Below are 25,206 nucleotides of genomic sequence, written 5' to 3' on the forward strand. Positions count from 1 at the left end.
CAATTATTTTGAAAAAAATAGTTTTCTTATCAGTGAAAAATTTGAATACTCTAAGTTGAACCCTTCAGAAGCAACTTATAAAGACTTTAGTTTTAAAAATATTATTTTCTGTGAAGGGATAGGAGTAAAAGATAACCCTTACTTTTCAGATATTACAGTGAATCCAAATAAAGGTCACCACATAAAAGTGGAGCTTTCACAACCTATTCCCGAAAATGTGACCATTAAAAAGAAGCATTTTCTTTTTCCAATATCTAATGGGCTTTATTTCTATGGTGGAACTTATGACCGTGAGCAGCTTCATCACCATATTGATGAATCGGCAGTTAATCAACTAATCAATGGGCTTTCAGAATTTTATCCTTATGATTTTGAAGTAAAAGAAGTCAATTTTGGTTTCAGGCCTACCGTAAAAGATAGAAGACCAATTATTGGAAGACATGAAATTCATCATCATTTATATGTATTCAATGGTCTAGGAGCAAGAGGAATTCTGAACGGATGCTACTTTGCACGAGATTTGTTCCGTTTTATTGAGGAAGATATTCCATTGCATGAAGAAGTTTCACTCAATAGATTTAAATGATTTCATGAGGTATAATCTAAGACTAACAATTTATGAATGAAAATTTATTAGGGATCATTGCAGGAGTGCTTACTTCTATATCTATGATTCCGCAGCTTGTAAAAGTAATCCGGGAGAAAAACGTAGAAGATATTTCTCTGTTAATGCTCTTGGTGCTCATTTCTGGATTATCTTTATGGGTATGGTATGGTTTTGTAAAAGATGAACTTCCCATTATTTTATCAAACTCATTTGCTGTTTTGGTGAATTTGAGTCTGTTGGTTTGCTACACGATATATAATAAAAAGTAAAAAAGACGTCCCCATACAAGGACGTCTTTTTATATTAAATCTAATTATTTTTTTTCTTATTCAAGAACGAATTTCGCTAAAGGAGCCATTCTTGCTTTGTTTAATGTCAGCGTATTCCCGTTAACAGAATAGTTGTCAGCCGCAAGGATTGCTTTTGTAAATTGATTTTCGATATCAAGGTCCTCACAAGCCATCATTGTGGACATTCCCTGATTGAACTTGATTCTCATCACATCCTGCTTGATTTCAAAAGTACCACCCAATCCGTTGCATCCTGCATGACCTTCATATCTCATTCCGTCCATGTTAAGTTTAAAATAAGGATTGTTTTTTGGGTCTTTTAATTCGATTGGCTTACCGTTAAGCTCTGTTAATTTCCATTTTTTTCCTGTAATATCTGTTGTAGGCTTCTGTGCAGTTTGTGTTTGGCAAGAAACAAGAAATACAGCCAGGAAAAGAGCAGATAAATAGTAATACAAGCTTTTCATAAATTTTAAATTTTAATTTTCTGTTTTTACATATGCTAATACGATGCCATTTTTGCAGGACCTGATTCTTTTTTTGCCTGTTTAAGATGAAAAAGAACCATATCTACATTCTTTTTTAAGAAAGTGATATTTCCCTTAATTTCAGAGTATTGATACTCCTCATTAGAGGCTGTATACTCTGGTAAAGCAGCACTTTTTTTAAGGTCATAAGTTTTACCGTTTAAATGTATTGTTGCTGTATTTTTAGAGTGGTTGATGGTAACTTCTATTTTTTCTCCATAGCTGTCAACATAAACATTTTTTGAAATGTCATCTTTAGTTTCTGGAGTAGTAGCGGTAACGGTTTCTGCATCTTTTCCGGGGTGTTTACACGCTGTTGAGGAAAGAACTGCCAATCCCAAAAGGATGGTTGGTAATAATTTTTTCATAGTGATAAGTGATTTTAAAGTGTTTCATGAATTATGGTGTTAATACTATATAAAATTACAAATATTTTTGATAATTATATGTTAATTTTACATAAACTAACATTATGTTTTAATTGGGTGATTGTATTCGTCCTTTTTAAAACATACTTCATAGAAACAGAAACTGATTATTTATAGTAAGAAATTTGTGATTAAAAGGGTAAGCATTGATTTTTTAACCGGTTTATTCTCAGAAGGATAAAAGGTAAATTTTTCGTTATTCATTTGTTGTTTAAATTTTCGGCAAAAATAATTCAAAATTAAGAGAATAACAATATGTTTGTATTAATAATTTAAAATCATGATAAAGTTTAGTTTTTCAGGCTGATATTTCTCTGAATCACAAATAAGAGCGAAATAAAATGTCGAAAAACAAGACATCGTTCCGTTGAAAAAAGAAAAAAACAAGAGAGATTTTTCCATTAATAAGAATGGTGAATCGTTTATAACTTATTGTTTTTCATATTTTTTTATGATTTATAAAATTCCAAATTCAGGTTATTTAAAGAAGCGTTAAATTTTGTTAATCTATTATGATGATATAATAATCTAGATGTACATTTGCGACTTCAAAATGAGAAACTTTATAGTATATTTTTTAACCGGTCTTTTTCTGCTCTTTGTAGTAGAAAGCAGACTTAATGTTAAAACATTGCGAAATGATTATTCCGGTCATGTTTCTCATCATCTCCCTAAAAGAGCCAATAAGCTGAACCAAACCTTTGAAAAGCTATCCATTCAGCAGATGGCGGATACTATAGACAATTCTACTTTAGAACTGGCAGAAAATGACTTTCAATTATCTGATATTATTCAGGCTATTGTTGTTTTTGCCGGAGTTTTCAGCTTAGTCTATATTTTCGGATTAAAAAGCAATAAACAGTTCAAAGCGGCTATTCACGGCTTTATTTGGGGGCTTACGGCCAAAAAGTTTATCCTGATCCGTTCCATTAGAATTTAAAATTTCATTTTTCCGATAAGTTTCTGCCTGATTTCAGGTGGAAAAGCTCGCATTGCATATGTTGGTAATCATTGCACCGTATTATTCTCTATTACCATTTTTATTTCTATTCAAAACATTAACGATTTATAAAACTCTAGAATTATGATGAAAAGAGTTGCCTCAGGTATTGCACTTAGTATCCTTTTACTGGCTGTGAGTTGCAATAAGAAAAAAGAGGAGAAAGAAGAAGCAGCCACTTACCCGGTAACATCCCCGGTAATGATGGATACTGTAATTAATAAGGAATATGTTGCCCAGATTCAGTCTGTAAAAAACATTGAAGTACGGGCACAGGAAAAAGGATTCCTTGAGAAAATTTTTGTCGATGAAGGGCAGTATGTACATGCAGGGCAAACCTTGTTCCGTATTATGCCTAAACTCTATCAGGCAGAATTATTGAAGGCAAAAGCAGAAGTAGAACAGGCTTCTATTGAACTGAAAAATGCCAGTACATTAGCCGGAAACAATATTGTATCTAAAAATGAAAAAGCAATGGCTAAAGCAAAGCTGGATGCAGCTAATGCAGAAATGAAACTGGCACAGATCCACTTGTCTTTTACCGATATTAAAGCTCCGTTCTCAGGGATTATCAACAGAATTCCTTTAAAACTGGGGAGTTTGGTAGATGAAGGAGATCTATTGACCTCTTTATCAGATAATACAAGTATTTACACATATTTCAACGTTTCAGAGCCGGAATATCTGAGCTATCAGACCCATGCAGCAGACAGAGGAAGCAATCAGGTATCTCTGATTACAGCAAATGGAGAAATGTATTCTCAAAAAGGAGAAATCCAAACCATTGAAGGTGAATTTGACAACGAAACCGGAAATATTGCCTTCCGTGCTAAGTTTCCCAATCCTGATAAGCTTCTGAGAAACGGGGAAACTGGAAAGGTACAAATGACCATGCCGGTTCATAATGCGCTTATTATTCCTCAAAAAGCTACGTATGAAATTCAGGATCAGAAATATGTATTCGTGATTGATAAAAACGGTACGGCGAAATCCAGAAATATTAAAATTGCTTATGAGCTTCCGGATTTATATGTAGTAGCTTCCGGAATTTCAAAAGGAGATCAGATTCTTTTGGAAGGCGTTCAGAAGGTGAAGGATGACCAAAAAGTAAAAACAAAATTCCAGGATCCTAAAAAGGTTCTTCAGTCATTGAAATTAAAAGCAGAGTAGTGGCCTCTAAAATGAAGTAGTATGTTTAAGAAATTCATCCGCAGACCCGTTCTGTCTATTGTAATCTCCTTGATTATTGTGTTTATGGGGGTTCTGTCACTGGTAAAGCTTCCGGTGACCCAGTTTCCCTCAATTTCTCCACCTAAAGTAAATATTACCGCAGAATATCCCGGAGCCAACAACGAATTGTTAATTAAATCCGTAGTTATTCCTTTGGAAAGAGGATTAAACGGGGTTCCGGGTATGAAATATATGACCTCGGATGCCGGAAATGACGGGGAAGCCTCCATTCAGGTAGTATTTGATCTGGGAACAGATCCCAACGTTGCCGCAGTAAACGTTCAGAACCGTGTATCTTCCGTAGTTAATAAATTACCTCCTCTGGTAGTTCGTGAAGGGGTTAAGATCACCCGTGAAGAGCCGAATATGTTGATGTATATTAACTTGTATAGTGATGATCCTAAGGCTGACCAGAAGTTCCTTTTCAACTATGCAGATATCAACGTAATGTCCGAATTGAGAAGGGTAAGCGGAGTTGGTTTTGCTGATATCCTGGGAACCCGTGAATATGCAATGCGTATCTGGCTTAAACCGGATAGGTTAACAGCTTATAACATTTCAGCAGATGAAGTGATGGAAGCTTTAAATGAGCAGAGTTTAGAAGCATCTCCGGGAAAAACCGGGGAAAGTTCAGGGAAACGTTCTCAGTCATTTGAATATGTATTGAAATATCCAGGGCGTTTTAATAATGAAAAAGATTATGGAAATATCATTTTAAGAGCCAAACCGGATGGTGAATCCATCAGATTGAAAGATGTTGCTGATATTGAATTTGGAAGCTCAATGTATGATATTTATTCCACATTGAACGGGAAACCTTCTGCAGCAATTACGGTAAAACAGTCTTATGGATCCAATGCAAGTGACGTAATTAAAAATGTAAAAGCCTTAATGGCTGATCTTGAAAAAAATACTTTCCCTAAAGGAATGCATTATGATATCAGTTATGACGTTTCCAGATTTTTGGATGCTTCTATGGAAAAGGTAATTCACACCTTATTTGAAGCCTTTATTCTGGTAGCTATCGTGGTATTTCTGTTTCTTGGAGATTGGCGTTCAACCTTGATTCCTGCATTAGCCGTTCCGGTTTCTTTAGTAGGAACATTTGCCGTGATGTCAGCATTTGGTATTACCCTGAATATGATTTCGCTCTTTGCCCTTGTAATGGCAATCGGTGTCGTCGTCGATGATGCTATTGTAGTTATTGAAGCAGTTCACGCCAAGATGGAAGAGAAGAATCTTTCTCCACTTAAAGCTACGGAAGAGGCGATGCATGAGATCAGTGGAGCAATTATCGCAATTACTCTGGTAATGGCATCCGTATTTATTCCGATTGCGTTTATGTCCGGGCCAGTTGGGGTATTTTATCGTCAGTTCTCGATTACCATGGCGTCGTCCATTATCCTGTCGGGAGTTGTAGCTTTGACTTTGACGCCTGCTTTATGTGCCTTAATCCTGAAAAATAATCACGGAAAAGCTAAGAAGAAGACGCCAATTACTATTTTCCTTGATAAATTCAATAATCTGTTTACAAAAGGTGCCGGGAAATATGAAGGAATGCTGAAGAAAACGGTTACCAAAAAAGGAATTACATTACCTTTATTATTAGCATTCTGTGCCTGTACATTCTTCTTAAGTAATTCTCTTCCATCAGGATTTATTCCTGCTGAAGACCAGGGAATGATTTATGCGATTATTCAGACTCCACCAGGATCTACCTTGGAAAGAACCAATCAGATTGCCAGAGAACTGTTGAGAGAATCTGAAGATGTTGACGGTGTAAAATCTGTTTCTTCATTGGCTGGTTATGAGATCTTAACGGAAGGAACCGGATCCAACTCAGGAACCTGTTTGATCAACCTTAAAAGTTGGGATGAACGTAAAGAATCTGCCGCTGAAATTATTGAAAAGCTGGAAGAAAAAGCTAAAAATATTCCGGGAGCCAATATTGAATTCTTCCAACCGCCATCCATTCCAGGATATGGAGCTGCCGGAGGTTTTGAACTTCGTCTGCTGGATAAAGCAGGAAGCGGTGATTATCATAAAATGGAACAGGTGAGTAATGATTTTGTGAAGGAACTGAAAAAACGTCCGGAACTTGGATCTGCATTTACCTTCTATTCTGCGAGTTTCCCACAGTATATGCTTCGTGTGGATAATGATCTTGCAGAGCAGAAAGGAGTTACAATTGCCAAAGCAATGGATAACCTGTCTACATTGATCGGTTCCAATTATGAAACCAGTTTTATCCGTTTTGACAGACCTTATAAGGTGATTGTTCAGGCAGGACCTCAATATAGAGCATTACCAACAGATCTTTTAAAATTGTATGTGAAGAATGATAAAGATCAGATGGTACCGTATTCAGACTTTATGCATCTTGAAAAAGTATACGGACTGTCTGAAATTACAAGACATAATATGTACAACTCTGCCGAGGTGAGCGGAACTCCGGCACCAGGGTACAGTAGTGGACAGGCCATTAAAGCGATTCAGGAAGTTGCGGATAAAACACTTCCGAGAGGTTTCGGGATCGACTGGGCTGGGATTTCCAAAGATGAAGTAAGCCGTGGAAATGAAGCGGTATTTATCTTCCTTGTGTGTCTTGGCTTTGTATATCTGATCCTTTCTGCCCAGTATGAAAGCTTTATTCTTCCGTTGCCGGTGATCTTATCCCTTCCTACCGGTATTTTCGGAGCATTTTTATGCTTGAAATTATTAGGATTGGAAAATAATATTTACGCTCAGGTAGCTATGGTAATGCTTATCGGACTTTTAGGGAAGAATGCTGTATTGATTGTTGAATTTGCAGTACAGAAGAAAGCGGAAGAAGGAATTCCAGTAGCAAAAGCGGCTATTGAAGGGGCTGCCATTCGTTTCCGTCCGATTCTGATGACCTCTTTTGCTTTTATTGCCGGTTTGATTCCATTGGTAGTGGCCACGGGTCCCGGAGCAATTGGAAACCGTACTATTGGAACGGCTGCGGCCGGAGGGATGTTGATAGGAACTGTTTTCGGACTGATGATTATTCCTGGGTTGTATTATATCTTCGGAACCATTGCTGAAAAGTCGAGATTGGCGAGATATGAAGAAGAAAATCCTTTAACAGAACAAACTGAACCTTATGAACACGATGGAAAATTTGAAGACTAAAAATATAATAGCAGCCATTGCCTTATCTCTTGTTTTAGCAAGTTGTAAGGCTCCAATGGCGACCGTCATAAAAGACGAGGTAAAAGAAAATATACCTCAGAATTTCAACCAGGAAGAACCCCAGGATGCCAATAATAATAGTGGAACAACTCCATGGAGACAGTTTTTTACAGATCCCAACCTGGTAAGCCTTATTGAAACGGCTTTAAAGAATAATCAGGAGCTTATGATCACCCTTCAGGAAATTGAAATTGCCAAAAGTGGGGTTTTGGCTAAAAAAGGGAGATTAACGCCAACTGTTTCTGCGGGAATAGGAGCTGGATTGAAAAAGTCAGGCCGTTACACCAGTGAAGGAGCCGGAGATGCTACCACGGAAATAGAACCGGGCAGGGAAATGCCGGATCCGCTTGGAAATTTTGAAGGTGGCTTAATGGCTAATTGGGAAATTGATATCTGGAAGAAATTAAGAACTGAAAAGGAATCTGCGGTGGCGCATTATCTTTCTACAGTAGAAGGGAAAAACTTTGTGCTCTCTAACCTCATTGAGGAAGTTGCTGATAATTATTATGAATTATTGGCGCTTGATAATCAGTTAGATATTATTCAACAGTATATCAAATTGCAACAGAGGGCTTTAGAGATTTCCAAAATTCAGAAAGAAGCTGCTGCGGCAACGGAATTAGCGGTAAAGAAGTTTGAAGCTGAGCTGGCAAAATCCAAGGCTTCAGAATACACAATCCGTCAACAGATTACGGAAAAGGAGAATGAAATCAATGCTTTATTGGGAAGATATCCACAGCCGATTGTCAGAACAAAAGAAAACTTCATGTCTACAATTCCGCCAACCGTGTATACTGGGATTCCTTCACAATTGCTGGCTAATCGTCCTGATATCAAACAGGCTGAATTGGAACTGAAAGCTTCAAAACTGGATGTGGAAGCTGCAAGAAAAGAGTTCTATCCATCTTTGGAGATTTCTGCTACTTTAGGGCTGGAAGCATTTAAACCATCTTATCTGGTAAAAATGCCGGAATCTATTGCTTATAACCTTGTAGGCGAACTTGCTGGACCATTGATTAATAAAAGTGCTATCAAAGCTAATTTTCAGACTGCGGATGCTAAACAGGTTCAGGCTTTATATGAATATGATAAAACAATTTTAAATGCTTATCTGGATGTAGCCAATCTAATGTCAAAGATTAAAAATATAGATCAGTATTATCAATTGAAATCTCAGGAAACAAAAGCCCTGGATCAGTCTATTGATATTGCAAATCAGTTGTTCAGGAACTCCAGAGCAGATTATCTTGAGGTCTTGTTGAACCAAAGAGATGCTTTGGATGCCAAAATGGAACTGATAGAAGCGAAACAAAAACAGCTCAGCACTGTAGTAGACATTTATAAAAGTCTTGGTGGTGGCTGGAAATAAAGAAACATCATAATTCAATCAATAAACAGTTAATGTTTTGAGGGTTGGCTCTTCGGGGCTGGCCCTTTTTTGTTTTTATTACGCCGAGTTCTGTCGCTATGGTGTAGTAGATTTGTAGAATATATGAAGGACTATTGGATTACAAAGGAATTTTTTAATGTTTGGAAATATTTCATATTAAATCACATACATATGATTTGTGTAAATGAAAAAAAGTTAAATTTGCGCAAAATTTGAAAAGCTAATTACTCAACTCAAAATAACACGGGAATGAAAAAGATTTATCTCAGTGCATGTACAGTATGCACCATTCTGGGGCTGTCTGCCCAGGAAGTTCTTTGGCAGAAAGATATCAAATCCTCTACCCAGGATTTTCTAAGCCAGGTAACGACAACCATTGATCAGCAATATCTTATTACAGGAAGCTCCATACAGCCAGGAAGCGGGGAGATGGAGGCTGGAAGTAGACAAAACAACGGTTACGATTTCCACTTGATTAAACTAAACCAGCAGGGAGAAGAAGCCTGGGAAAAATATTTCTCAGGAAATAACCATGATTATTTATCTGCAACCGTAACCACCCAGGACGGAGGATTTCTATTGGCAGGAACCTCTTATTCAGGAAAGGGACTGGACAAAAAAGAGGAATCCAAAGGCGGATCAGACATCTGGCTCATCAGGATTAACGAGTTCGGGGATGAATTATGGCAGAAAACCTTGGGAACCTCCTCTGATGAAGAAGCCAAAGCTGTTATTCAAAGTACAGACTTGGGCTTTTTTGTGGCCGGAAATGTACAAAACTCATCCAAAGGTTATGGTTCCAAAGATGTATGGATTACAAGATTGGATAAAGACGGCAAGGAACTTTCTCAAATGATACTAGGTGGAAAAGGGTTGGATGAAGTGGAGAAGATGATCCCAACAAAAGATGGTGGAGCTTTACTGGGAATTTACTCAAGGAGTTCCGAGGTTCGTGGTTCGGGATCAGGAGTTAGTAATCCTGAAGGAAAATCTTCGGCTGCAAGTACTGCTACCCATCACCTTCTATCTGCTGCCTCAAAACAAAGCAGCAATTTCGGAGAAGGCGATTACTGGATCGTTAAGCTCGACAAAAACGGAAAAGTAGAATGGGAAAAGAACTTTGGCGGTAAAGGAGATGATCATATCAGAACATTGGCATTAACGGCAAACGGCTATATCATTGGTGGCGAATCCCGATCCGAAAGATCAGGAAATAAGACGGTAGGGATTGAAGAAGGGACAGATCTATGGTTGATTTCTCTTAACGAAAGAGGTGATGAACAGTGGCAGAAGTCCTACAACTTTAAAAACAGAGACATCCTCATGGGAATGAGCGTCATTCATTCTTCAGATGACAAATCTTCTAAAGGAATTCTATTGGGTGGTTACACACAGGCAGAAGGAAGAATAGAAAAAGAAGATGAGACCTTCTGGATGCTTTATCTGGACAGCAGCGGAAATGAACAGTGGAGGAAACATGTAGCAGGAGAATCCAGACAGAAAGAGGAGAGGCTTTCAGACTTAAAACTAAACCGCGATGGCTCAATCATCCTTGCCGGAACCAGTGCTAAAGAATTAGGGAAAGAAAACTGGAAGATTGTAAAACTGGGTGATAAACAGGTGAATGATTTGATTGAAAAGTATGATATCAAGATTTACCCTAATCCGGTATCCGATTATGCGTATTTGGAAATTGGCTTTGATTTCAAAGAAGCTGATATTATGCTGTATGATATGAGCGGAAGACAGCTTCAGAATTTCAAAACAAGGAACAGAGTGACTAAGATGAATACCCAGGCTTTGGTGCAGGGAGCCTATCTGGTGACCATAAAAACTGATAATAATAAAACAGCTAGCGCTAAACTAATAAAGAAATAAACAACAAATGATGAATACATTTAATTGGAAGAAAGGACAGTTTTTTTTCTTTCTTATATTTTTAGTTACAAATCTATATAGCCAACAGAGCTTAGGAGAAGGAACTTTATCTCCAATAGCCTCACCTACAATGGCATCTATGGCGGCATATGCAGATAGCCCTGTTAATCAGGTTACTGGCCTGCCTACTATTAACATTCCTTTGTTAGAAGTCCCAATACAGGATAGTAAAGTTAAAAACACCTTTAGTTTAAACTATAATCCCATGCATGTTGGCAGCATTTATTTTCCCGCAGGTGATGTAGGTGCAGGATGGACTTTATTTGGAGGAAGTGTTATATTTAAAAAAGTGGTTGATATTTTAGACGAAACCTATGATGATACCAGTAAACCTAATTATAAAAAAAATATTTTTGATGATTATTTCTATTATAATCTTCCAGGGGCATCAGGAAAATTTCAAATAAAAAGAGACACGGTTAATAACACATTCAACTTGATTAATCTTTCTCCAAACAGCTTAAAGTTTGAATACGAAAGAGAAACCAATAATGCTACTTTAAAAATTAAGAATTTTACCATTACAGATGGAAGAGGCTATAAATTTGTTTTCAATGATTACGATTATGAAAAAAGAGATTTTCTAGGTGCTGATGCAGGAGTTGGATATAAATCAGCTTATTTTTTGAGTCAAATAATCAGCCCAAAAGGGAGAACAATTGCATCTTTCATATATGATAAGAAACTGGAAAAAGTTTCTTCATCAGAAGAGCTGATATATCAATACTGTAAGCTAAAGTCAATTGAAACTGCATTAGGTAAAGTTGTTTTTGATTATCAGTTTGATGAAACTCTGGCAGGAACTCCTAATGATTTATATAGCTTACATAAAATTACGTTAAAAAATGCATTAGACCAGATTATTAATACCTATACTTTTAACTATATAAAATCAGAATACCCTTACAAGGTTAAAGAGAAAAAGAGATTACTTGCTGCTATCATTAAGAATGATAGAAATGAACAAAAAATTGAACAGACTTCTTTTGTATATAATCAAACGTCGACACAAGCTCCTTCGTTTAATGACTATGGAAATAATCTTTGTGAGTATAACTTAATTGCTTATGAAGATTCTTACTATTATGATAATTATAAATTTGCCAATATATTAGAAAAAATTATTACGCCTTCTGGAGGAGTAACAAGTTATGAATATGGGTATCATGAATATTTTGAAGATCATAATACTCCCGAATATAAAGATTTACTATTGACTAACTTTGTGAATCCTGACATACAGAGTGTTACTTCTCAAATTATGTCTTATGACACCACCCAATCCAGTACTTATACTTTTACAGTTTCCGGAACTCCGGGGAAAATGGTAACCTTTAGGTTAAACTTTAATAGCATTGGTTATCATGAAGAGATTGAGCCGCCTATAGAAAGTCCCGATCCTAATAATCCTTTTCCGCGTCCCGATCCGTTCTATACCAATTTTAAAATTAAAAACAGTAATGGAGAAGTTTTAAATGGTGCTAGTTGTACTAGTGGAACAAATAGTAAAGATAAGACATATAAAGGTTACCCCGGAACTTACACTTTAGAAATATCAGGTACAGGACAAGGCTTTGGAAGTTATATTCTAAATGAAATGCATGTTTCTCCTCCTCCATATCGAAATGTAAGAAAGACACTTCTTATGGGTCCACGACTTAAAAGTGTAAAATCCTTTACAAGTGTTAATGAAAGTACTCCGGCGAAAACGTATACATACAGTTATGATAATGAAGATGGTACAGGTTCCAGTGGTTATGTTTTTTATGATGAAACGGATACTAATATTGCCAATGAACCTTATATTATGTATAAGAATGTAAAAGTATCTGAACCCGGAAACGGATATGTAAAATCTTTCTATATTATTCCGAATGATTATCCAAAATATCTAAATGGAGGGAATCAGTTATATCCCCAATGGTATTATCCTTATTATAACGTTACCAAAGGTGGGCTGATGTCAAAAAAAGAAGTTTATAACGAGCAGAATCAATTGCTGAACTCTCAGACTTCCACTTATGAATTAGAAGAATACAGTGATACCACTTATCAATTCTATATCAACAGCAGTCCATATACTTCAAAGCCGGCCTATGTAAAAAAGGTTTCTGCAGATAATAAAGACTTTATGAAAAATGGAGGCTGGGTGATAAATAAAAAAGAATCTGCTATTAATGTTTCCAACTTTCAGCCAGATAAAATAACAGAAACAACTGCTGATGGAGATATTATGGAAAAGCAGTTTATTTATTCTGTAGGTACTCCAGAGTATGCGCATCTTGAAAATACTCATGTTATTTCGGATCCTGTTCAGACTATCGTGAAAAAAAACGGAAAAGTGGTTTCTAACTCGCGGGTGAAATTTGAAAACAATAACTTATTGCCAACATCTGTAAATTCTATTAATCCAAGTGATAATAGTTCAAAAACACTATTAAAATATGATCAATATGATGCAAAAGAAAACCTTCGCCAATATACTGCCGTATCAGATGAAAGTACCGGAAAGGGAACTCCAACAACAATTATCTGGGGATATAATGAAACCATGCCCATTGCTAAAATAGAAGGAGCTACCATAACGGATATAGCAGGATTGGCAGATAATATCATATTGAAATCAAATTCAGATACTGATGTAGCTTCCGAAGCAGATCTAATTAATGCATTGGATGCTTTCAGAACAAACAATGCTTTAAAAAAATTCCAGATTACTACATATACTTATGATCCGTTAATCGGTATTACAACACTGACTCCTCCAAACGGAGTAAGAGAGATTTATAAGTATGACAAGAATAACAAATTGAAGGCTGTTGTTAACGTTAACGGAAATATTATCCAGGAATATAAATACAATATCAAGCAGCCATAAAAACATAGATCATGAAAAAAATATCAATTTTTATATACTTTTTTGTATCTGCTTTGTTTTATGCACAAAGTCTTAGTAATACAGAGAATTATACCTATAGCAGGACCTATCTTGAACCTGTAACAACCGAGCAGCCCGGTGCCCAACAACAACAAACTGTTCAATATTTTGACGGACTGGGAAGAAGTAAACAAAATATCGGTATAAAAGCTTCTCCATTGGGAAAAGACATTGTGATTCCTATAACTTATGATAATCTGGGACGACCATCAAAAAGCTATCTTCCTCTTCCTGTGGATTCACAAAATGGTGCGTACATACCAAGTGCCGGGGAAAACTCTGTAAATGCCTATTATAATGTTTCTAATGCATTTTCTGAAGTAGCTTACGAAAACTCACCATTGGGCCGAATCGAAAAATCAGCTGCACCCGGATCTGAATGGCAGCTTAGCGGGAGCCATACACCAAAAGCAGAATACTTGTCAAATGCAGTCAGTGAGGTAAAAAGATTCAAAGTGGCAATTACTTGGAATCCTTCTTTACAGATTAATGATGCGGTATTGAATTTTGCCGCTAATGATGCCTATACAACCAATGGGTATTATAATGCCAACACACTTTATAAATCAGTGTCTAAAGATGAAGACGGGAATGAATCCCATTCATTTACCAATTCCTTGGGCCAGACTATTTTAGTACGGAAAATTAATGTAAAAGAAAACGGAGCAGTTGAAAATCTGGATACTTATTATGTGTATGATGATTTCGGTAATCTTTCTTTTATGATTCCTCCAAAAGCGGCAATTGCCAGCACAGGTGCGGAAATCCAGTCTCTACTGAATCCTTTATGCTATCAGTATAAATATGATAAATACAATAGGCTTGCAGAAAAGAAACTTCCTGGAAAAGGCTGGGAATATTTTGTATACGATAAACAAAACAGACAGGTACTGGGGCAGGATGCCAACTTAAGAACCAGTGTTAATAATTTTGGAAAGCCGGGCTGGATGTTCACCAAGTATGATGCATTCGGAAGAATAGTGTACAGTGGTTTTTTTGCCAATACAGCGTCAAGGATAGCCATGCAGACTGCATTAAACAATATGTCTGCTAATGCAAATAATAATGAAACAGTAAGTACTTCTCCATTTACGCAGAATAATATTAATGTTTACTATACAAAAGAAGCGTTTCCCACAGGGAGCATGACCATCTTAACAGTTAATTATTATGATGAGTACCCTGAAGGAGCCCCTCAACGTCCGGACCAGATACAGAATCAGCCCGTTTTAGCTTCGGCTTCTACTTTGATTACTTCCAATGGGCTGGCATCTGTAAGAAGTACAAAAGCTCTACCTACCATCATCTATACTAAGAATATTGAGAATGATAGTTGGTCTTCAGATGCCATATGGTATGACCAACTGGGAAGAACGATTGGAAGTTACAGTAAAAACCATTTGGGAGGAGTTACCAGAACAGAAGCTTTGCTTGATTTTTCAGGGAAAACCCAACTGGCTTTTACCTACCATTCAAAAAGTACGGCCAATACTGAAGTTACAGTTAAGGATAGATATACATATAGCCCTCAGGGATATTTACTTAAGCATTACCAACAGGTTGATAGCGGAATGGAAGAGCTGCTTTCCGATTACACTTATAATGATTTAGGACAGGTTATTAATAAAAAGGTAGGTAATAATCTTCAGAGTATAGATTATACTTATAACATAAGGGGATGGCTTACCGGGATCAATGCTGGTGATATAAATAATATGGGAAGCAAGCTGTTTGCCTATAAAATAAAATATAATATGGTAGAAGGAGCAGAAACTCCCAATAATGAATATCCAGGACTGAAAGTAAAACCTAAGTTTAATGGGAGCATCTCAGAGATAGACTGGAAAGTCGCAGGTGAAAATATCTTAAAAAGATATGGATACAGCTATGACGGGACAGAAAGGCTGAGGGCTGGTTTTTACCAGAATGAGATGAATCCTTATCTCAAAGAATACAGCGAGATTGTTGACTATGACAAAAACGGAAATATTTCTGCATTAAAAAGAACCGCAAATTCTTCCGCAGGTACTGCCATAGCTATTGATGATCTTACCTACATTTATGATGGTAACAGATTGAGCACTGTAACAGACTACTCACAAAACTATGCAGGATATCCTTCATTATCCGGAATCCCTATAGATTATGATAGCAATGGCAATATGACCAGCCAGAAGGATAAGGGGATATTACAGATAAAATATAACCATCTTAATCTTCCTTCTTCCGTTACTTATGATACAACGTATATCATTCAGGAAAAAAACGGTACTTCTGCAGAAAGAAATTACAATACCCAATACATCTACTCTGCGGATGGAACAAAGCTGAAAACAGAGTATACCTATTATTCTAGCAAAAGCGAAATGCCACTTAAAAGGGTTTCTGAATACCTTAATGGCTTCCAGTACGAAGATGGCGGACTTCAGTTTTTTATCAATGAAGAGGGTTATTATGATTACGCCCAAAAGAAGTATATTTACAACTACGTTGACCATCTTGGAAATGTAAGGGTAAGCTATGCCAGGAATTCCAGCGGAAGTGCAGAGATCATTGAAGAAAACCATTATTACCCTTTCGGGTTAAGGCATAATGCTTCTACTTTGGTAACCAAGCCTTACCGAAAAAAATACAATGGAAAAGAACTCCAGGAAAACGGTATGCTGGATTACGGATGGAGACAGTATATGCCGGAGTTGGGAAGATGGAACGGAATGGACCAGCTGTCTGAAAGCTACCACTCCGCTTCGCCTTATGCCTATGTAATGAACAATCCTGTCAATATGTTTGACCCGGATGGAAGAGTAAGTGAAGACTGGGTGATGAGCTTTTACCATAACTCCCAAAGTGGCTATGACACAAGCTGGAGCAATACAGGAAGTGGTTTTGCAAGTAATTGGGGAGGTAATATGAGTTATGAAGGAACTCCTACAAATTTCTCTTTTGGAGGAACATCAACAGGAATAGGTAATGGACCGGATGGTGGAATATTTATACAAATACCTAACATAGAACTTCAGGGAAAAAGTAGTTTTTTCTGGGGGCTTCAGATCCAGAGCCATGTTAATAAGTACATGGAATGGTGGAATGCCAAGAGTGATTTTGCTTGGGATAGAATACTCAATTCTGGAAGATATAATGATCATGGTATTAATTTTATAGGTGGTGCTGGAGATCCTGTTGGTTTATTTGATGTAGCTGGACAGATTTTAAGCACTTGGGAACCGGAAAATAGGTATCTTGCAATGGGTGCTGCAATTATAGGAGCAGTCGCATTAAGAAAACCGGGGCTAATAACTGCTGAAGAAAGAGTTATTGTAGGAAATGGTGGAAATTATGTAACTTCTATGAATATTATTAGGGAGGTTCAGAAAGGAGAAAAGATTTCAGATTTAGTTAGCTTATTGCAGAATCGAACTTTAGCTACAGGTGTTGAGCATGCAGTAGTTAAGCTAGGGAAAAATAGTGTTGCTCCTGGGGCAAGAGTAATTGTAAGTGGAGGACCTCACGGTATATCATTTGGTGCTGGTGAGGTTAAGACAATTTTTGGACATACCCATCCCTTTGTAACTGGTGCAAGTGCAGCAGACTTTAAAGCATTAGAAATATTAAATCAAAGTAGACAATATATTATAGAAGGGTTTAATTCTCCCTTTATGATTAGAAAACCTAAATAATTTATGGCAATAATATTAGAAAATACAAGTAGATGTCCTTTATGTAATAATATTTTGGATGACACAAAAGAATATATATTAACTCCTCCATTAATAAGCAATGAATTGGATAAACTTTTTAAATTAAGCGATTCAGGTATTCATCTCGATTGCCTTAATAAATCTCATTTAAATAATTTATTATTTAAATATTTAGAATTAAATAGGCAATATTCAATTACGATGAGGGCTTTAATGCTTAAGAATAATCCAAAAGATATTATTGGTTTTAATTTACTTTCCTCTGATGAAATAGAACCTATAAATAAATATAATTATTTTATAATATTAAAACAGGATATTTCAAAATGGACTGATTTTGAGTATTTTAATTATGTCGCAAATGATTTCTTAAACAAAAATAAGTGGAAAGGGGTTTCTCAATTTAATTATTTAAAAAATCTCTTAGAAACTATAAATAGTTAATAATAAATAATATAGAGTGTTGAAATATCAATGCTCTATATTTTTATTTGGTTTTGCCAAAGATTTATTAATATACCTCCTATTGTACTCTCCAAGAGTTTCTTCTGGAGAATGGAACTTGCAACAAAACAGAGCTTTTTATTATAATGAAGTTGCAAGAACAGGAGCCGATAAAGTAGAAAGAAATTTCTATTTAATGTTTGGAGGAGCTTTAGCTGCACCATTTGTCGGTTCTTATATTGCTACGATTGGGGGAGAAACTGCGACTGGTTATTTGGAAGGAGCTTTAATAAGAGGGATTACAGATATGACATTGCAACAAACGATTAAAGGAAGTATAGATTGGAAACAAACTGGTATCAATGCATTCATAGGAGGTGGACAAGGTTTGGGAGCTGTTAAAGTTGGTTGGCTAAATTATGGAGGTAATATGCTTAATAACTTTGGAACTTCTTATTATGATGGTGGAAAAAAAGGATTTATGAAAGATATTGGTGTTAATAGCGCGAAAGCATTAACTGGTATTTTTGGAATGGGTGTGGCAAATTATAATGGTTTGACAAATGGTTACTTAAGTGGCTACTTTGGAACTACTTTATTACCTGGAGTTTATTTTAATACAACTGATATTGTTATAGAAAATAAAGTAAAAAAATGAAAAAGATAATTGATAAAAATTTCCATTTGATTTTGATTTTCACACTCGCCATTATAATTGGGTACTGGTATTTAAGCTCTTTAAATGGCCTTAAAAATGTATCAAAAAGACAAAAATATACAACAGCACTAGTAATAAGTGATTGGCATCATAAAGATACAAATGGAATAGGTGTAGACTATGAATATTTTGTAGATAACAGAAGATATTCTAATACAATAAATCTAGATTTAAAAAAGGGACAAAAATATCTTTTAGTTTTTGATTCGATAGTACCTGAAAGTAATGTTCTTTTAGATATTTATCCTATAAATAATTTTCCCTCAGTACCTGTAAATGGATGGAAAATTAATGAATTACCTATAAAGGTTGATCGTACAGAAATTAATAATATAATTTTGGACAGTAATTAAAGATTTAAATAATTTTTATGAGTAATAATATAATTTATATGATAAGTAAACATAAGGTATTTGTAATAAGCTTCTTTACATCTATATCAATATATGCTCAAAAAACAAATGAGTATAGATTTCTAGCTAAAGGACAATATGATAGCAAAATATATGAAAAGTTAGAAAGGAAGGATGGAAATAAAGTTTACTTATGGCATAAAATAGAGGAAACTATGGAAAATAATCCCGGTATTGCGTTCACTGAATTTCATGTACAGATCAATTGTAATACAAAAATGAGTATCTTAAAAAGTTCTGTTACTCATTGGAGAGATGGTACTGTTCAAAAGTTTGATGATCCCTTTAATAAAGAGGTTCCAATAACAGATCTTAATTCTTTTCTTGGAGTTTCCTATGTTAATCATTGTGTAAAATAATATTTTGTGATAATATCCCAAAGTTATTAATTTGATTATCTCAATTATTAGTTAGTCGAAAACCAAGTTAGCTTTAATGTTTGGAAAGTAACCATAATTATTATGTTTCTGAGAAGGGGATTTTAGTGCATAATGATTGTGGACTACCTCAATTATTTGCCAGGGTTGAAAGTAATATTATAGGAGGAGAATTTAAATATGCCAGTGGAGAATCAATTGAATTTTTAGCAAAGCATAATGTGAATGGAAGTACATTAGAATTAACTGAAATGGCTTTCTATCCTAAAGGTTCTGTTGGAAATGAAATGGCTAACACATTTGGTAACAGACAAATGATCCAAAGCTTTAAAGTCCTTCAAAACTATGCAAGAGAAAATGGATTTACGCAGTTAAGACTCCAATTTCAAAGAGCTGCTAATAGTTCATCTGCAAATCCAGGACATGTATTTGATCAACTTTTTAAATTGTAAAATTATGAATACAGAATTATTAGAAAAATATAAAGATTATACTTTAGATAGTATTGAAAATTTAATTTTGGTTATGAAAGAAGATAACTTGTCTATGATGCAATCAACAATGTTATTAGTTCTTAAATTTAAACTAACAATTGCAGAAGCGGACAATTATATATTAAATTCTAAAGCGTGGCAGGATAATAAACAATCTGTTGAAAGGCTTAGAAATAATATTTTTGATAATATAGATAAATTTAATAATAAAATTTAAAGTAAAATGACTGTTCTATAGGCAGTCATTTTTAAATACGAAAGTAAAAGTCTATAACTTTGAAGTAGAAGGCAACCATAATTATTACGTTTCTGAGAAAGGGATTTTGGTGCATAATAACTGTGAATGATTAGAAGCAACAGTAGGTTAAGCTAAAAACTAGGTTTCAACAGAACCTGGAATGCAAAGTGTTAAAGCTGTTGATGATATAGCAGGGAAATTAGCTAAAAATGATCCTTTTGTATTTGCCCAACCAATAAAAGTTGTTGAGGCTGAAGGAAAAACATTTATTTTAAATGGGCACCATAGAATTGAAGCTGCTATTAAAATGGGATATGAAGGTTTAATTCCATATCAAAAAATACCAGCAAGTCAAATTTCGCAACATTCTGGATTTAGTAGTATAGGAGAACTTATAAAAGCATTTGGGCATTAAACAATAAATATGAATAGTTTAAAAATATATAATTTTATAGAAGCTTACGGAGAAAAATGTGTAGAATTAAATTCTGCCTTTGTATCTAGTTACAATCTTAGTGAAGCTTCTGAGTTACAAGGTACTGATTATTTACTTTCACCTTTGAGGGCAACTAAGCTGAAAGTTATAAATCATATGGGTAATTTTTATTTTAAAAATAAAGATGTTGAATATCACATACATGGAACAGGAATGACCTTTACCCTTGATGAAATAAGATATTCTTTTGAATATTTGCCTCAAACAAATAATAGAAATACTCCTATTTTCTCTATTTCTTCAATTTATGATTATATAAAAGTTGTATATGGATTTATTGAGCAAGATAAATTTACAAAAGTAATGAATGAACTTGTAGATAAAAAAATAATAGCTAAAATTGATGAATATGGTTTTTCATTTTATATTCCAGAATTAGAATTATCTAAAAATATTATTCAATAATTTTTTTAATAAGTATTCCTTTACTGAAATAGTAAGGGAATACTTTTATTCTGAAAAGTAAAAGTCTATAACTTTGAAGTAGAAGGCAACCATAATTATTATGTTTCTGAGAAAGGGATTTTGGTGCATAATGATTGCGGTGTTGGTGCAATTGTTGGAAATGGAAAGCATCGGATCACAGATTACCCAGGATTTTTTACTGCTAGGTCCAATGAAGACCATTTTATTCCTGTTGAATTATACAAAAGAGTAATAGATGCCTTAACCAATGTAAAGTCGCTTACCTATAAAATGTATACAAAGCAAGATCTGGCTGAGAACTATTGTAATCTGGGAATTCAGAACTTGTTTTGAGAGGTATTCACTGGATGCTGCAGGCCAGAAACAAATAATCACCGTAAACAAGGTGGCTGGGAAGACAGAAGTTGGAAATAAGAAGTTATTAATAAACAATCATGGATTAATTCTCCAAAGTTAACTTCCTGCCTCCAGCTTCCTTTCTTTTAAAATTGTCAAAGACCAAATACTTTACTATCTTTATAGTACCAACCCAAACCCATTCACAAAATTATCCTGTTATGAAAAAAATCCTTTTAACCCTTTTGGGCATTATCGTTATTCTGGCTGCCATAGTACTCATTAAAACTTATACTTATCCTTTTAAGAAAAGCATTTCAGGAACTGAAGAAGGATGGAAGCCTGTAAAAAATGATTCTGCAGTAGCAAGGTTTTCAGGCGGAATAAAGATTCCTACCGTTTCTACAGGAAGTTTGGGAGAATTCAATTATACACCGTTTGAACAGTTTAAAGAATATCTTAAAAGAACCTATCCGTTAGTATATCAGAATACCGAAAATGTTGAGGTCAATAAATATGGGCTAGTATTCAGACTGAAAGGCAGCAATCCTAAGCTGGAACCTGTTTTATTCCTTTCTCATATGGATGTAGTTCCGCCAGGAGATGCTGATATAAAAAATACAGCAGAAAATATATTCAGACCAGATGACAAACCGGCAGAACCTGTTGCAAAAGTTGCTGAAGACTGGGATTTTGCCCCTTTTTCAGGTACGGTTGCTAATGGAAGGATTTACGGTAGAGGAGCTATAGACATGAAAGGAATGCTTTTCTCTTTGATGGAAGCTATGAATAATCAGATTAAAAGCAAGCAGGTTCCTCAACGTGATATTTATCTGGCTTTTGGTTTTGATGAAGAAGTAGGCGGACAAAAAGGAGCTATTCAGATTGCTGATTATTTTAAGAAAAAAGGACTGAAGTTTGATGCTGTTTATGATGAAGGTGGACTCATTATGCGAAAAGGAAACGTAGCAGGAGTAGACGCCGATGTAGCTGTAGTAGGATGCGCTGAAAAAGGTTTTCTTTCCGCAAAAATAAAAGTAAAAGGACTTGGCGGACATTCCTCCATGCCACCTATGGAAAGTGCTATTGGAAAAGCAGCTGTCATTATGCAAAAGCTGGAAGACGATCAGATGAAGCCGGAGATAACACCATTAATTAAAGAGTTTTTTGATAATATTGGCGGAGCAATACCTTTTACCACAAGAATGGCTTTGGCGAATCAATGGTTATTAAAACCTGTTCTGATTTCGCAGCTAACGAAAAGCAATACCACTAATGCATTGGTAAGAACTACAACCGCTTTAACGATGATGAAAGGAAGCGACGGAACCAATGTACTTTCTCCTGAAGTTGAATTTGTAGTCAATTTCAGGCTTCTTCCCGGAAATACGGTAAAAGACGTTCGCGATCATATTGCAAAAGCCACTAAAGGTTTTGATGTTGAGGTTGAAGAAATAGATAACACAAGAGAAGCTTCTGCCATATCTCCATCCAATACCAAAGCATTTAAATTAATTGAAGCCGGAGTAAAAGAAATCTATCCCGGAGCTATTGTGTCACCTTATCTCACCATGGCCGGAACTGATGCCGGTAAATATGAAATTGTAAGTAAAAATGTTTACAGATTCATGCCTATCAGAATCAATAGTGCAGAACAGCAAAGCATCCACAGTACCAACGAATATCTGAGCATAGAAAATTATCTGAAAATGATTCATTATTTCGAGTTTATGATGAAAAACTATGATAAGTAGTCATAAGTTCTATGGTTCTTGATTCGTGGTTTTGAGGTTGAATGGTCAGGATTATTCACTATTCACTTGCACAGCAAAATTCACTATTGACATTTAACTGTTCCAATGTTTTCCCTTTTTTCAAAAAAAATATAATACGTCAAGTTTTGTCGCATTACGGCAATAGCTTTGTCATATCAAAATTACAGAGCTATGGAATTGCCACTTTACTTAAACTTTAAAGACTTTGAAAACCATTATTACGATCATCTTGAAAAATGGTTTGAAGAATATCATAATGCCAGTGAAGCAGATTATCTGAAAGCTTTAGCAAGCATGTATAGCCCTTATCTCTATTACAATTTTGCAGATGACAGCCTTCAGGCAGATGCAACCATTGAAATCAAAGACTGTTTCTTTCCTTATCATGAAAAGATAGGTATTTCCTTCTGTACTGGCTGTGAGAATGGAACATCACCCAAAAAAGGAATGAATCATGTTTTTGAATGGAAAACCATTTCCATGATGGAATATGCCCAACATATCTTAGACAAGGTCAACCGTTATTGCTCAAAGAATAAGGAAGCTTTGAGTGGCAGCAAAAATATTCTGGATTATATTAACGATTATGATATTGTGACTTCCAGGGAAGGTACGGGATATTGTGTGAGTTATAACAGACATCAGATGACCATTCCTTTTCTTAAAGCTTATCTTCCGTATTATGGACAGACAGTAGATATGGTTTTGTACAGGGATTTTATCTTTTCTATTGTACAGATTGCGGAATATATCGATCAGAAGTTAAAAACAATTCAGGCTTTTGAGCATACCATTTATGCCCAATCCAGAGCCGAAGCAAAATTCAAGGTGCAGATGAGCCGCCAGTTTCTGACCCTGTGCAACTAAAATTTCACACCACATTCATACTTAATTATATTGCGGAGAATCTTATATTTTCCAACGAAAATCCCAGCCAGTAATGGCTGGGATTTTTTGTGTTTATAAACTTAATCAAGATGATCCTGATCCGTTGTTTCTTTCTTTTTATAAGGAATATTCCAGATGAGGTCTGCTGCCAGATAATGAACGCCGCCATGATGAATACTTCTGCTGCCTCTGATCAGATCATCCATATAACCAATATCCACTGTAAAAGGAGAGTTGGGAATATTGAACATATAATAGGCTGCCAGTCTTAATTCCCGGTATCCAAAAGAATTCCAGTGCTGGTCATGTTCGTTGAGGTGACTGATCGAAAATAGTGCCTCAGCACTCAAGGCCAGTTTTTGATTGTTTTTCGTAGATAAATTATAGGTTAGCTGGCTTTTGAGACGGGTTCTGAACTGGAAATCCTCATCTACTTTATGAAAGTCGGCATCAAAGAACTTTCTGAATTCCTGGCGGACTGTATTTTTAAGCTTCAGTTTCTTTCCAAGATCAAAAGTATAGGCATATCTCCCATAAACCCTGAATTCCTGCTCTATACCTTCTTTATCATAAGGAGCTTGTTTCTCATATTCAGGCTGTCGTCGGTAGCTGAGTGCGTAACTGTATTGCTGATGAGGAGCGAAAGAATGATAAAACTCGTGATTCAAGACAAAAATCGCCTGCTTTGCGAACAGATTATCATTATCCGGAGTGCTTTTACGTCCAATTGCAATATAGCTCATCGTTTGTTTCTTTCCCAAAGAATCCAAGTTACGTTTTACTCCAAAAGCTGACCAGAATGCAGTGTTGGCATCCCCAAGACCAGGAGGGCTGATCTGTGCTTTTGCCAGGCTTCCCAAACAACCTGTTATACTTAATATGATAAGAACTTTTTTGATACCAAACATCATGAAAACGAGTTTTAATGTTAATCTTAATCTCTGCAAAATCATAAGATTAGGTGAAAATATCAGTGATATGCAGAGAATATATTTTGTCCAAAACAAATTTATAGAGCTTTATGAACAGATTGTTTATTCAAAAATCTTAAATACTGTTTAAAAACATGACAAAATAAAGGTTCGATTTAGGAAAGATTTGGGAATAACAATAATTAGGAAGTCCATATTTAGGTTTATTCAATTCCGATTTTTTCTTTTGAACAGTCCATATAAATTTTGTGATTTAAAAATATTTTATTCCCCAACATTCCGGACATTCCTGAAAATTTCATCAGCATATATTGAGTTGGGGAAAAGCCTTCCACATAGGTTACTTCATTCAGTGGGACACCTTTATTTTTAAATTGAATAATACCCTTGGTCTTTGCTGTATATGTTGT

General features: G+C 35.4%; 23 protein-coding genes and 2 pseudogenes. 21 read left to right on the top strand and 4 right to left on the bottom strand.

Translation table 11 applies throughout. The features are described from left to right. Window positions 1-586 (top strand): NAD(P)/FAD-dependent oxidoreductase (locus tag BBH99_RS14905; RefSeq protein WP_131799230.1); only part of this gene is annotated, 586 nt, incomplete at its 5' end. A 32-nt stretch (window positions 587-618) separates the two neighbouring features. Beyond that, entirely contained in the window at window positions 619-876 is a 258-nt protein-coding gene (locus BBH99_RS14910; protein WP_066697367.1) for a SemiSWEET transporter, read from the top strand. 56 nt (window positions 877-932) lie between these two features. On the opposite strand, the gene BBH99_RS14915 is transcribed toward BBH99_RS14910, so the two are convergent. Then, window positions 933-1,364 (bottom strand): META domain-containing protein, encoded by a 432-nt coding sequence (locus BBH99_RS14915; RefSeq protein ID WP_066697368.1) that lies wholly within the window; start codon window positions 1,362-1,364, stop codon window positions 933-935. A 35-nt stretch (window positions 1,365-1,399) separates the two neighbouring features. Then, window positions 1,400-1,792, bottom strand: a complete 393-nt coding sequence (locus tag BBH99_RS14920) for a hypothetical protein (protein WP_066697370.1) — start codon at window positions 1,790-1,792, stop codon at window positions 1,400-1,402. A gap of 613 nt (window positions 1,793-2,405) precedes the next feature. Between BBH99_RS14920 and BBH99_RS14925 the strand changes: the two genes are divergently transcribed. The 19 genes and pseudogenes from BBH99_RS14925 (at window position 2,406) to BBH99_RS15010 (ending at window position 23,843) form a co-directional block, all read left to right on the top strand. Continuing rightward, complete coding sequence (locus BBH99_RS14925; RefSeq protein WP_066697373.1) at window positions 2,406-2,792, top strand: hypothetical protein; 387 nt, start codon at window positions 2,406-2,408, stop codon at window positions 2,790-2,792. A gap of 147 nt (window positions 2,793-2,939) precedes the next feature. Beyond that, a complete protein-coding gene (locus BBH99_RS14930; protein ID WP_066697379.1) occupies window positions 2,940-4,022 on the top strand; it encodes an efflux RND transporter periplasmic adaptor subunit in 1,083 nt (360 codons plus the stop codon). 21 nt (window positions 4,023-4,043) lie between these two features. Further along, window positions 4,044-7,235 carry an efflux RND transporter permease subunit gene (locus tag BBH99_RS14935; protein WP_066697384.1) on the top strand — a complete coding sequence of 1,064 codons (3,192 nt, stop codon included), beginning with the start codon at window positions 4,044-4,046 and terminating at the stop codon, window positions 7,233-7,235. Continuing rightward, window positions 7,207-8,664, top strand: coding sequence for a TolC family protein (locus tag BBH99_RS14940; protein WP_066697388.1), 1,458 nt, complete (start codon window positions 7,207-7,209; stop codon window positions 8,662-8,664). Before BBH99_RS14935 ends, BBH99_RS14940 begins: the two co-directional genes overlap by 29 nt. Before the next feature lie 270 nt (window positions 8,665-8,934). Next, entirely contained in the window at window positions 8,935-10,563 is a 1,629-nt protein-coding gene (locus tag BBH99_RS14945; RefSeq protein WP_066697391.1) for a T9SS type A sorting domain-containing protein, read from the top strand. Between the two features lie 7 nt (window positions 10,564-10,570). Continuing rightward, entirely contained in the window at window positions 10,571-13,501 is a 2,931-nt protein-coding gene (locus BBH99_RS14950) for an RHS repeat domain-containing protein (RefSeq protein ID WP_123873194.1), read from the top strand. Window positions 13,502-13,512: 11 nt separating this feature from the next. Further along, entirely contained in the window at window positions 13,513-17,238 is a 3,726-nt protein-coding gene (locus BBH99_RS14955) for a DUF6443 domain-containing protein (RefSeq protein ID WP_083188844.1), read from the top strand. Window positions 17,239-17,241: 3 nt separating this feature from the next. Then, window positions 17,242-17,703 (top strand): hypothetical protein, encoded by a 462-nt coding sequence (locus tag BBH99_RS14960; RefSeq protein WP_066697395.1) that lies wholly within the window; start codon window positions 17,242-17,244, stop codon window positions 17,701-17,703. Between the two features lie 16 nt (window positions 17,704-17,719). Next, entirely contained in the window at window positions 17,720-18,361 is a 642-nt protein-coding gene (locus BBH99_RS14965) for a hypothetical protein (RefSeq protein ID WP_123873195.1), read from the top strand. Beyond that, a complete protein-coding gene (locus tag BBH99_RS14970) occupies window positions 18,358-18,774 on the top strand; it encodes a hypothetical protein (RefSeq protein WP_066697401.1) in 417 nt (138 codons plus the stop codon). The genes BBH99_RS14965 and BBH99_RS14970 overlap by 4 nt, the downstream gene beginning before the upstream one ends. Window positions 18,775-18,791: 17 nt before the next feature. Beyond that, window positions 18,792-19,193, top strand: a complete 402-nt coding sequence (locus BBH99_RS14975; RefSeq protein ID WP_066697405.1) for a hypothetical protein — start codon at window positions 18,792-18,794, stop codon at window positions 19,191-19,193. A gap of 80 nt (window positions 19,194-19,273) precedes the next feature. Further along, the gene (locus BBH99_RS14980) at window positions 19,274-19,663 is read left to right on the top strand and encodes a hypothetical protein (protein WP_066697408.1); all 390 of its coding nucleotides are present in this window, start codon (window positions 19,274-19,276) and stop codon (window positions 19,661-19,663) included. A gap of 4 nt (window positions 19,664-19,667) precedes the next feature. Further along, window positions 19,668-19,922 carry a hypothetical protein gene (locus BBH99_RS14985; protein ID WP_123873196.1) on the top strand — a complete coding sequence of 85 codons (255 nt, stop codon included), beginning with the start codon at window positions 19,668-19,670 and terminating at the stop codon, window positions 19,920-19,922. A 10-nt stretch (window positions 19,923-19,932) separates the two neighbouring features. Further along, entirely contained in the window at window positions 19,933-20,052 is a 120-nt protein-coding gene (locus BBH99_RS23090; protein ID WP_083188846.1) for a hypothetical protein, read from the top strand. Between the two features lie 51 nt (window positions 20,053-20,103). Continuing rightward, window positions 20,104-20,358: a ParB N-terminal domain-containing protein gene (locus BBH99_RS14990; RefSeq protein ID WP_066697414.1), complete on the top strand. Its 255-nt coding sequence runs from the start codon at window positions 20,104-20,106 to the stop codon at window positions 20,356-20,358. A 9-nt stretch (window positions 20,359-20,367) separates the two neighbouring features. After that, complete coding sequence (locus BBH99_RS14995) at window positions 20,368-20,844, top strand: DUF6896 domain-containing protein (protein ID WP_066697417.1); 477 nt, start codon at window positions 20,368-20,370, stop codon at window positions 20,842-20,844. 66 nt (window positions 20,845-20,910) lie between these two features. After that, window positions 20,911-21,198, top strand: a pseudogene (locus BBH99_RS23095) (hypothetical protein); the annotation flags it as partial. Between the two features lie 224 nt (window positions 21,199-21,422). Next, window positions 21,423-22,955 (top strand): M20/M25/M40 family metallo-hydrolase, encoded by a 1,533-nt coding sequence (locus tag BBH99_RS15005; RefSeq protein WP_066697419.1) that lies wholly within the window; start codon window positions 21,423-21,425, stop codon window positions 22,953-22,955. A gap of 192 nt (window positions 22,956-23,147) precedes the next feature. Continuing rightward, window positions 23,148-23,843 carry a hypothetical protein gene (locus BBH99_RS15010; protein WP_066697420.1) on the top strand — a complete coding sequence of 232 codons (696 nt, stop codon included), beginning with the start codon at window positions 23,148-23,150 and terminating at the stop codon, window positions 23,841-23,843. A gap of 101 nt (window positions 23,844-23,944) precedes the next feature. Here the strand turns inward: BBH99_RS15010 and BBH99_RS15015 are convergent, their stop codons facing one another. Together BBH99_RS15015 and BBH99_RS22500 are read right to left on the bottom strand one after the other, a co-directional pair. Beyond that, window positions 23,945-24,775, bottom strand: a complete 831-nt coding sequence (locus BBH99_RS15015) for a DUF2490 domain-containing protein (protein WP_165601954.1) — start codon at window positions 24,773-24,775, stop codon at window positions 23,945-23,947. Window positions 24,776-24,999: 224 nt separating this feature from the next. Beyond that, a pseudogene (locus tag BBH99_RS22500) lies at window positions 25,000-25,206 on the bottom strand (hypothetical protein); the annotation flags it as partial.

The sequence above is a fragment of the Chryseobacterium contaminans genome (assembly GCF_001684955.1).
Classification (GTDB): Bacteria; Bacteroidota; Bacteroidia; order Flavobacteriales; family Weeksellaceae; genus Chryseobacterium; species Chryseobacterium contaminans.

What these genes read in the sequence shown, in the direction of transcription:
- BBH99_RS14910 (WP_066697367.1), top strand. Translation starts at nt 619, where the DNA reads ATGAATGAAAATTTATTAGGGATCATTGCAGGAGTGCTTACTTCTATA.
- BBH99_RS14915 (WP_066697368.1), bottom strand. Translation starts at nt 1,364, where the DNA reads ATGAAAAGCTTGTATTACTATTTATCTGCTCTTTTCCTGGCTGTATTT.
- BBH99_RS14920 (WP_066697370.1), bottom strand. Translation starts at nt 1,792, where the DNA reads ATGAAAAAATTATTACCAACCATCCTTTTGGGATTGGCAGTTCTTTCC.
- BBH99_RS14925 (WP_066697373.1), top strand. Translation starts at nt 2,406, where the DNA reads ATGAGAAACTTTATAGTATATTTTTTAACCGGTCTTTTTCTGCTCTTT.
- BBH99_RS14930 (WP_066697379.1), top strand. Translation starts at nt 2,940, where the DNA reads ATGAAAAGAGTTGCCTCAGGTATTGCACTTAGTATCCTTTTACTGGCT.
- BBH99_RS14935 (WP_066697384.1), top strand. Translation starts at nt 4,044, where the DNA reads ATGTTTAAGAAATTCATCCGCAGACCCGTTCTGTCTATTGTAATCTCC.
- BBH99_RS14940 (WP_066697388.1), top strand. Translation starts at nt 7,207, where the DNA reads ATGAACACGATGGAAAATTTGAAGACTAAAAATATAATAGCAGCCATT.
- BBH99_RS14945 (WP_066697391.1), top strand. Translation starts at nt 8,935, where the DNA reads ATGAAAAAGATTTATCTCAGTGCATGTACAGTATGCACCATTCTGGGG.
- BBH99_RS14950 (WP_123873194.1), top strand. Translation starts at nt 10,571, where the DNA reads ATGATGAATACATTTAATTGGAAGAAAGGACAGTTTTTTTTCTTTCTT.
- BBH99_RS14955 (WP_083188844.1), top strand. Translation starts at nt 13,513, where the DNA reads ATGAAAAAAATATCAATTTTTATATACTTTTTTGTATCTGCTTTGTTT.
- BBH99_RS14960 (WP_066697395.1), top strand. Translation starts at nt 17,242, where the DNA reads ATGGCAATAATATTAGAAAATACAAGTAGATGTCCTTTATGTAATAAT.
- BBH99_RS14970 (WP_066697401.1), top strand. Translation starts at nt 18,358, where the DNA reads ATGAAAAAGATAATTGATAAAAATTTCCATTTGATTTTGATTTTCACA.
- BBH99_RS14975 (WP_066697405.1), top strand. Translation starts at nt 18,792, where the DNA reads ATGAGTAATAATATAATTTATATGATAAGTAAACATAAGGTATTTGTA.
- BBH99_RS14985 (WP_123873196.1), top strand. Translation starts at nt 19,668, where the DNA reads ATGAATACAGAATTATTAGAAAAATATAAAGATTATACTTTAGATAGT.
- BBH99_RS14990 (WP_066697414.1), top strand. Translation starts at nt 20,104, where the DNA reads ATGCAAAGTGTTAAAGCTGTTGATGATATAGCAGGGAAATTAGCTAAA.
- BBH99_RS14995 (WP_066697417.1), top strand. Translation starts at nt 20,368, where the DNA reads ATGAATAGTTTAAAAATATATAATTTTATAGAAGCTTACGGAGAAAAA.
- BBH99_RS15005 (WP_066697419.1), top strand. Translation starts at nt 21,423, where the DNA reads ATGAAAAAAATCCTTTTAACCCTTTTGGGCATTATCGTTATTCTGGCT.
- BBH99_RS15010 (WP_066697420.1), top strand. Translation starts at nt 23,148, where the DNA reads ATGGAATTGCCACTTTACTTAAACTTTAAAGACTTTGAAAACCATTAT.
- BBH99_RS15015 (WP_165601954.1), bottom strand. Translation starts at nt 24,775, where the DNA reads ATGATGTTTGGTATCAAAAAAGTTCTTATCATATTAAGTATAACAGGT.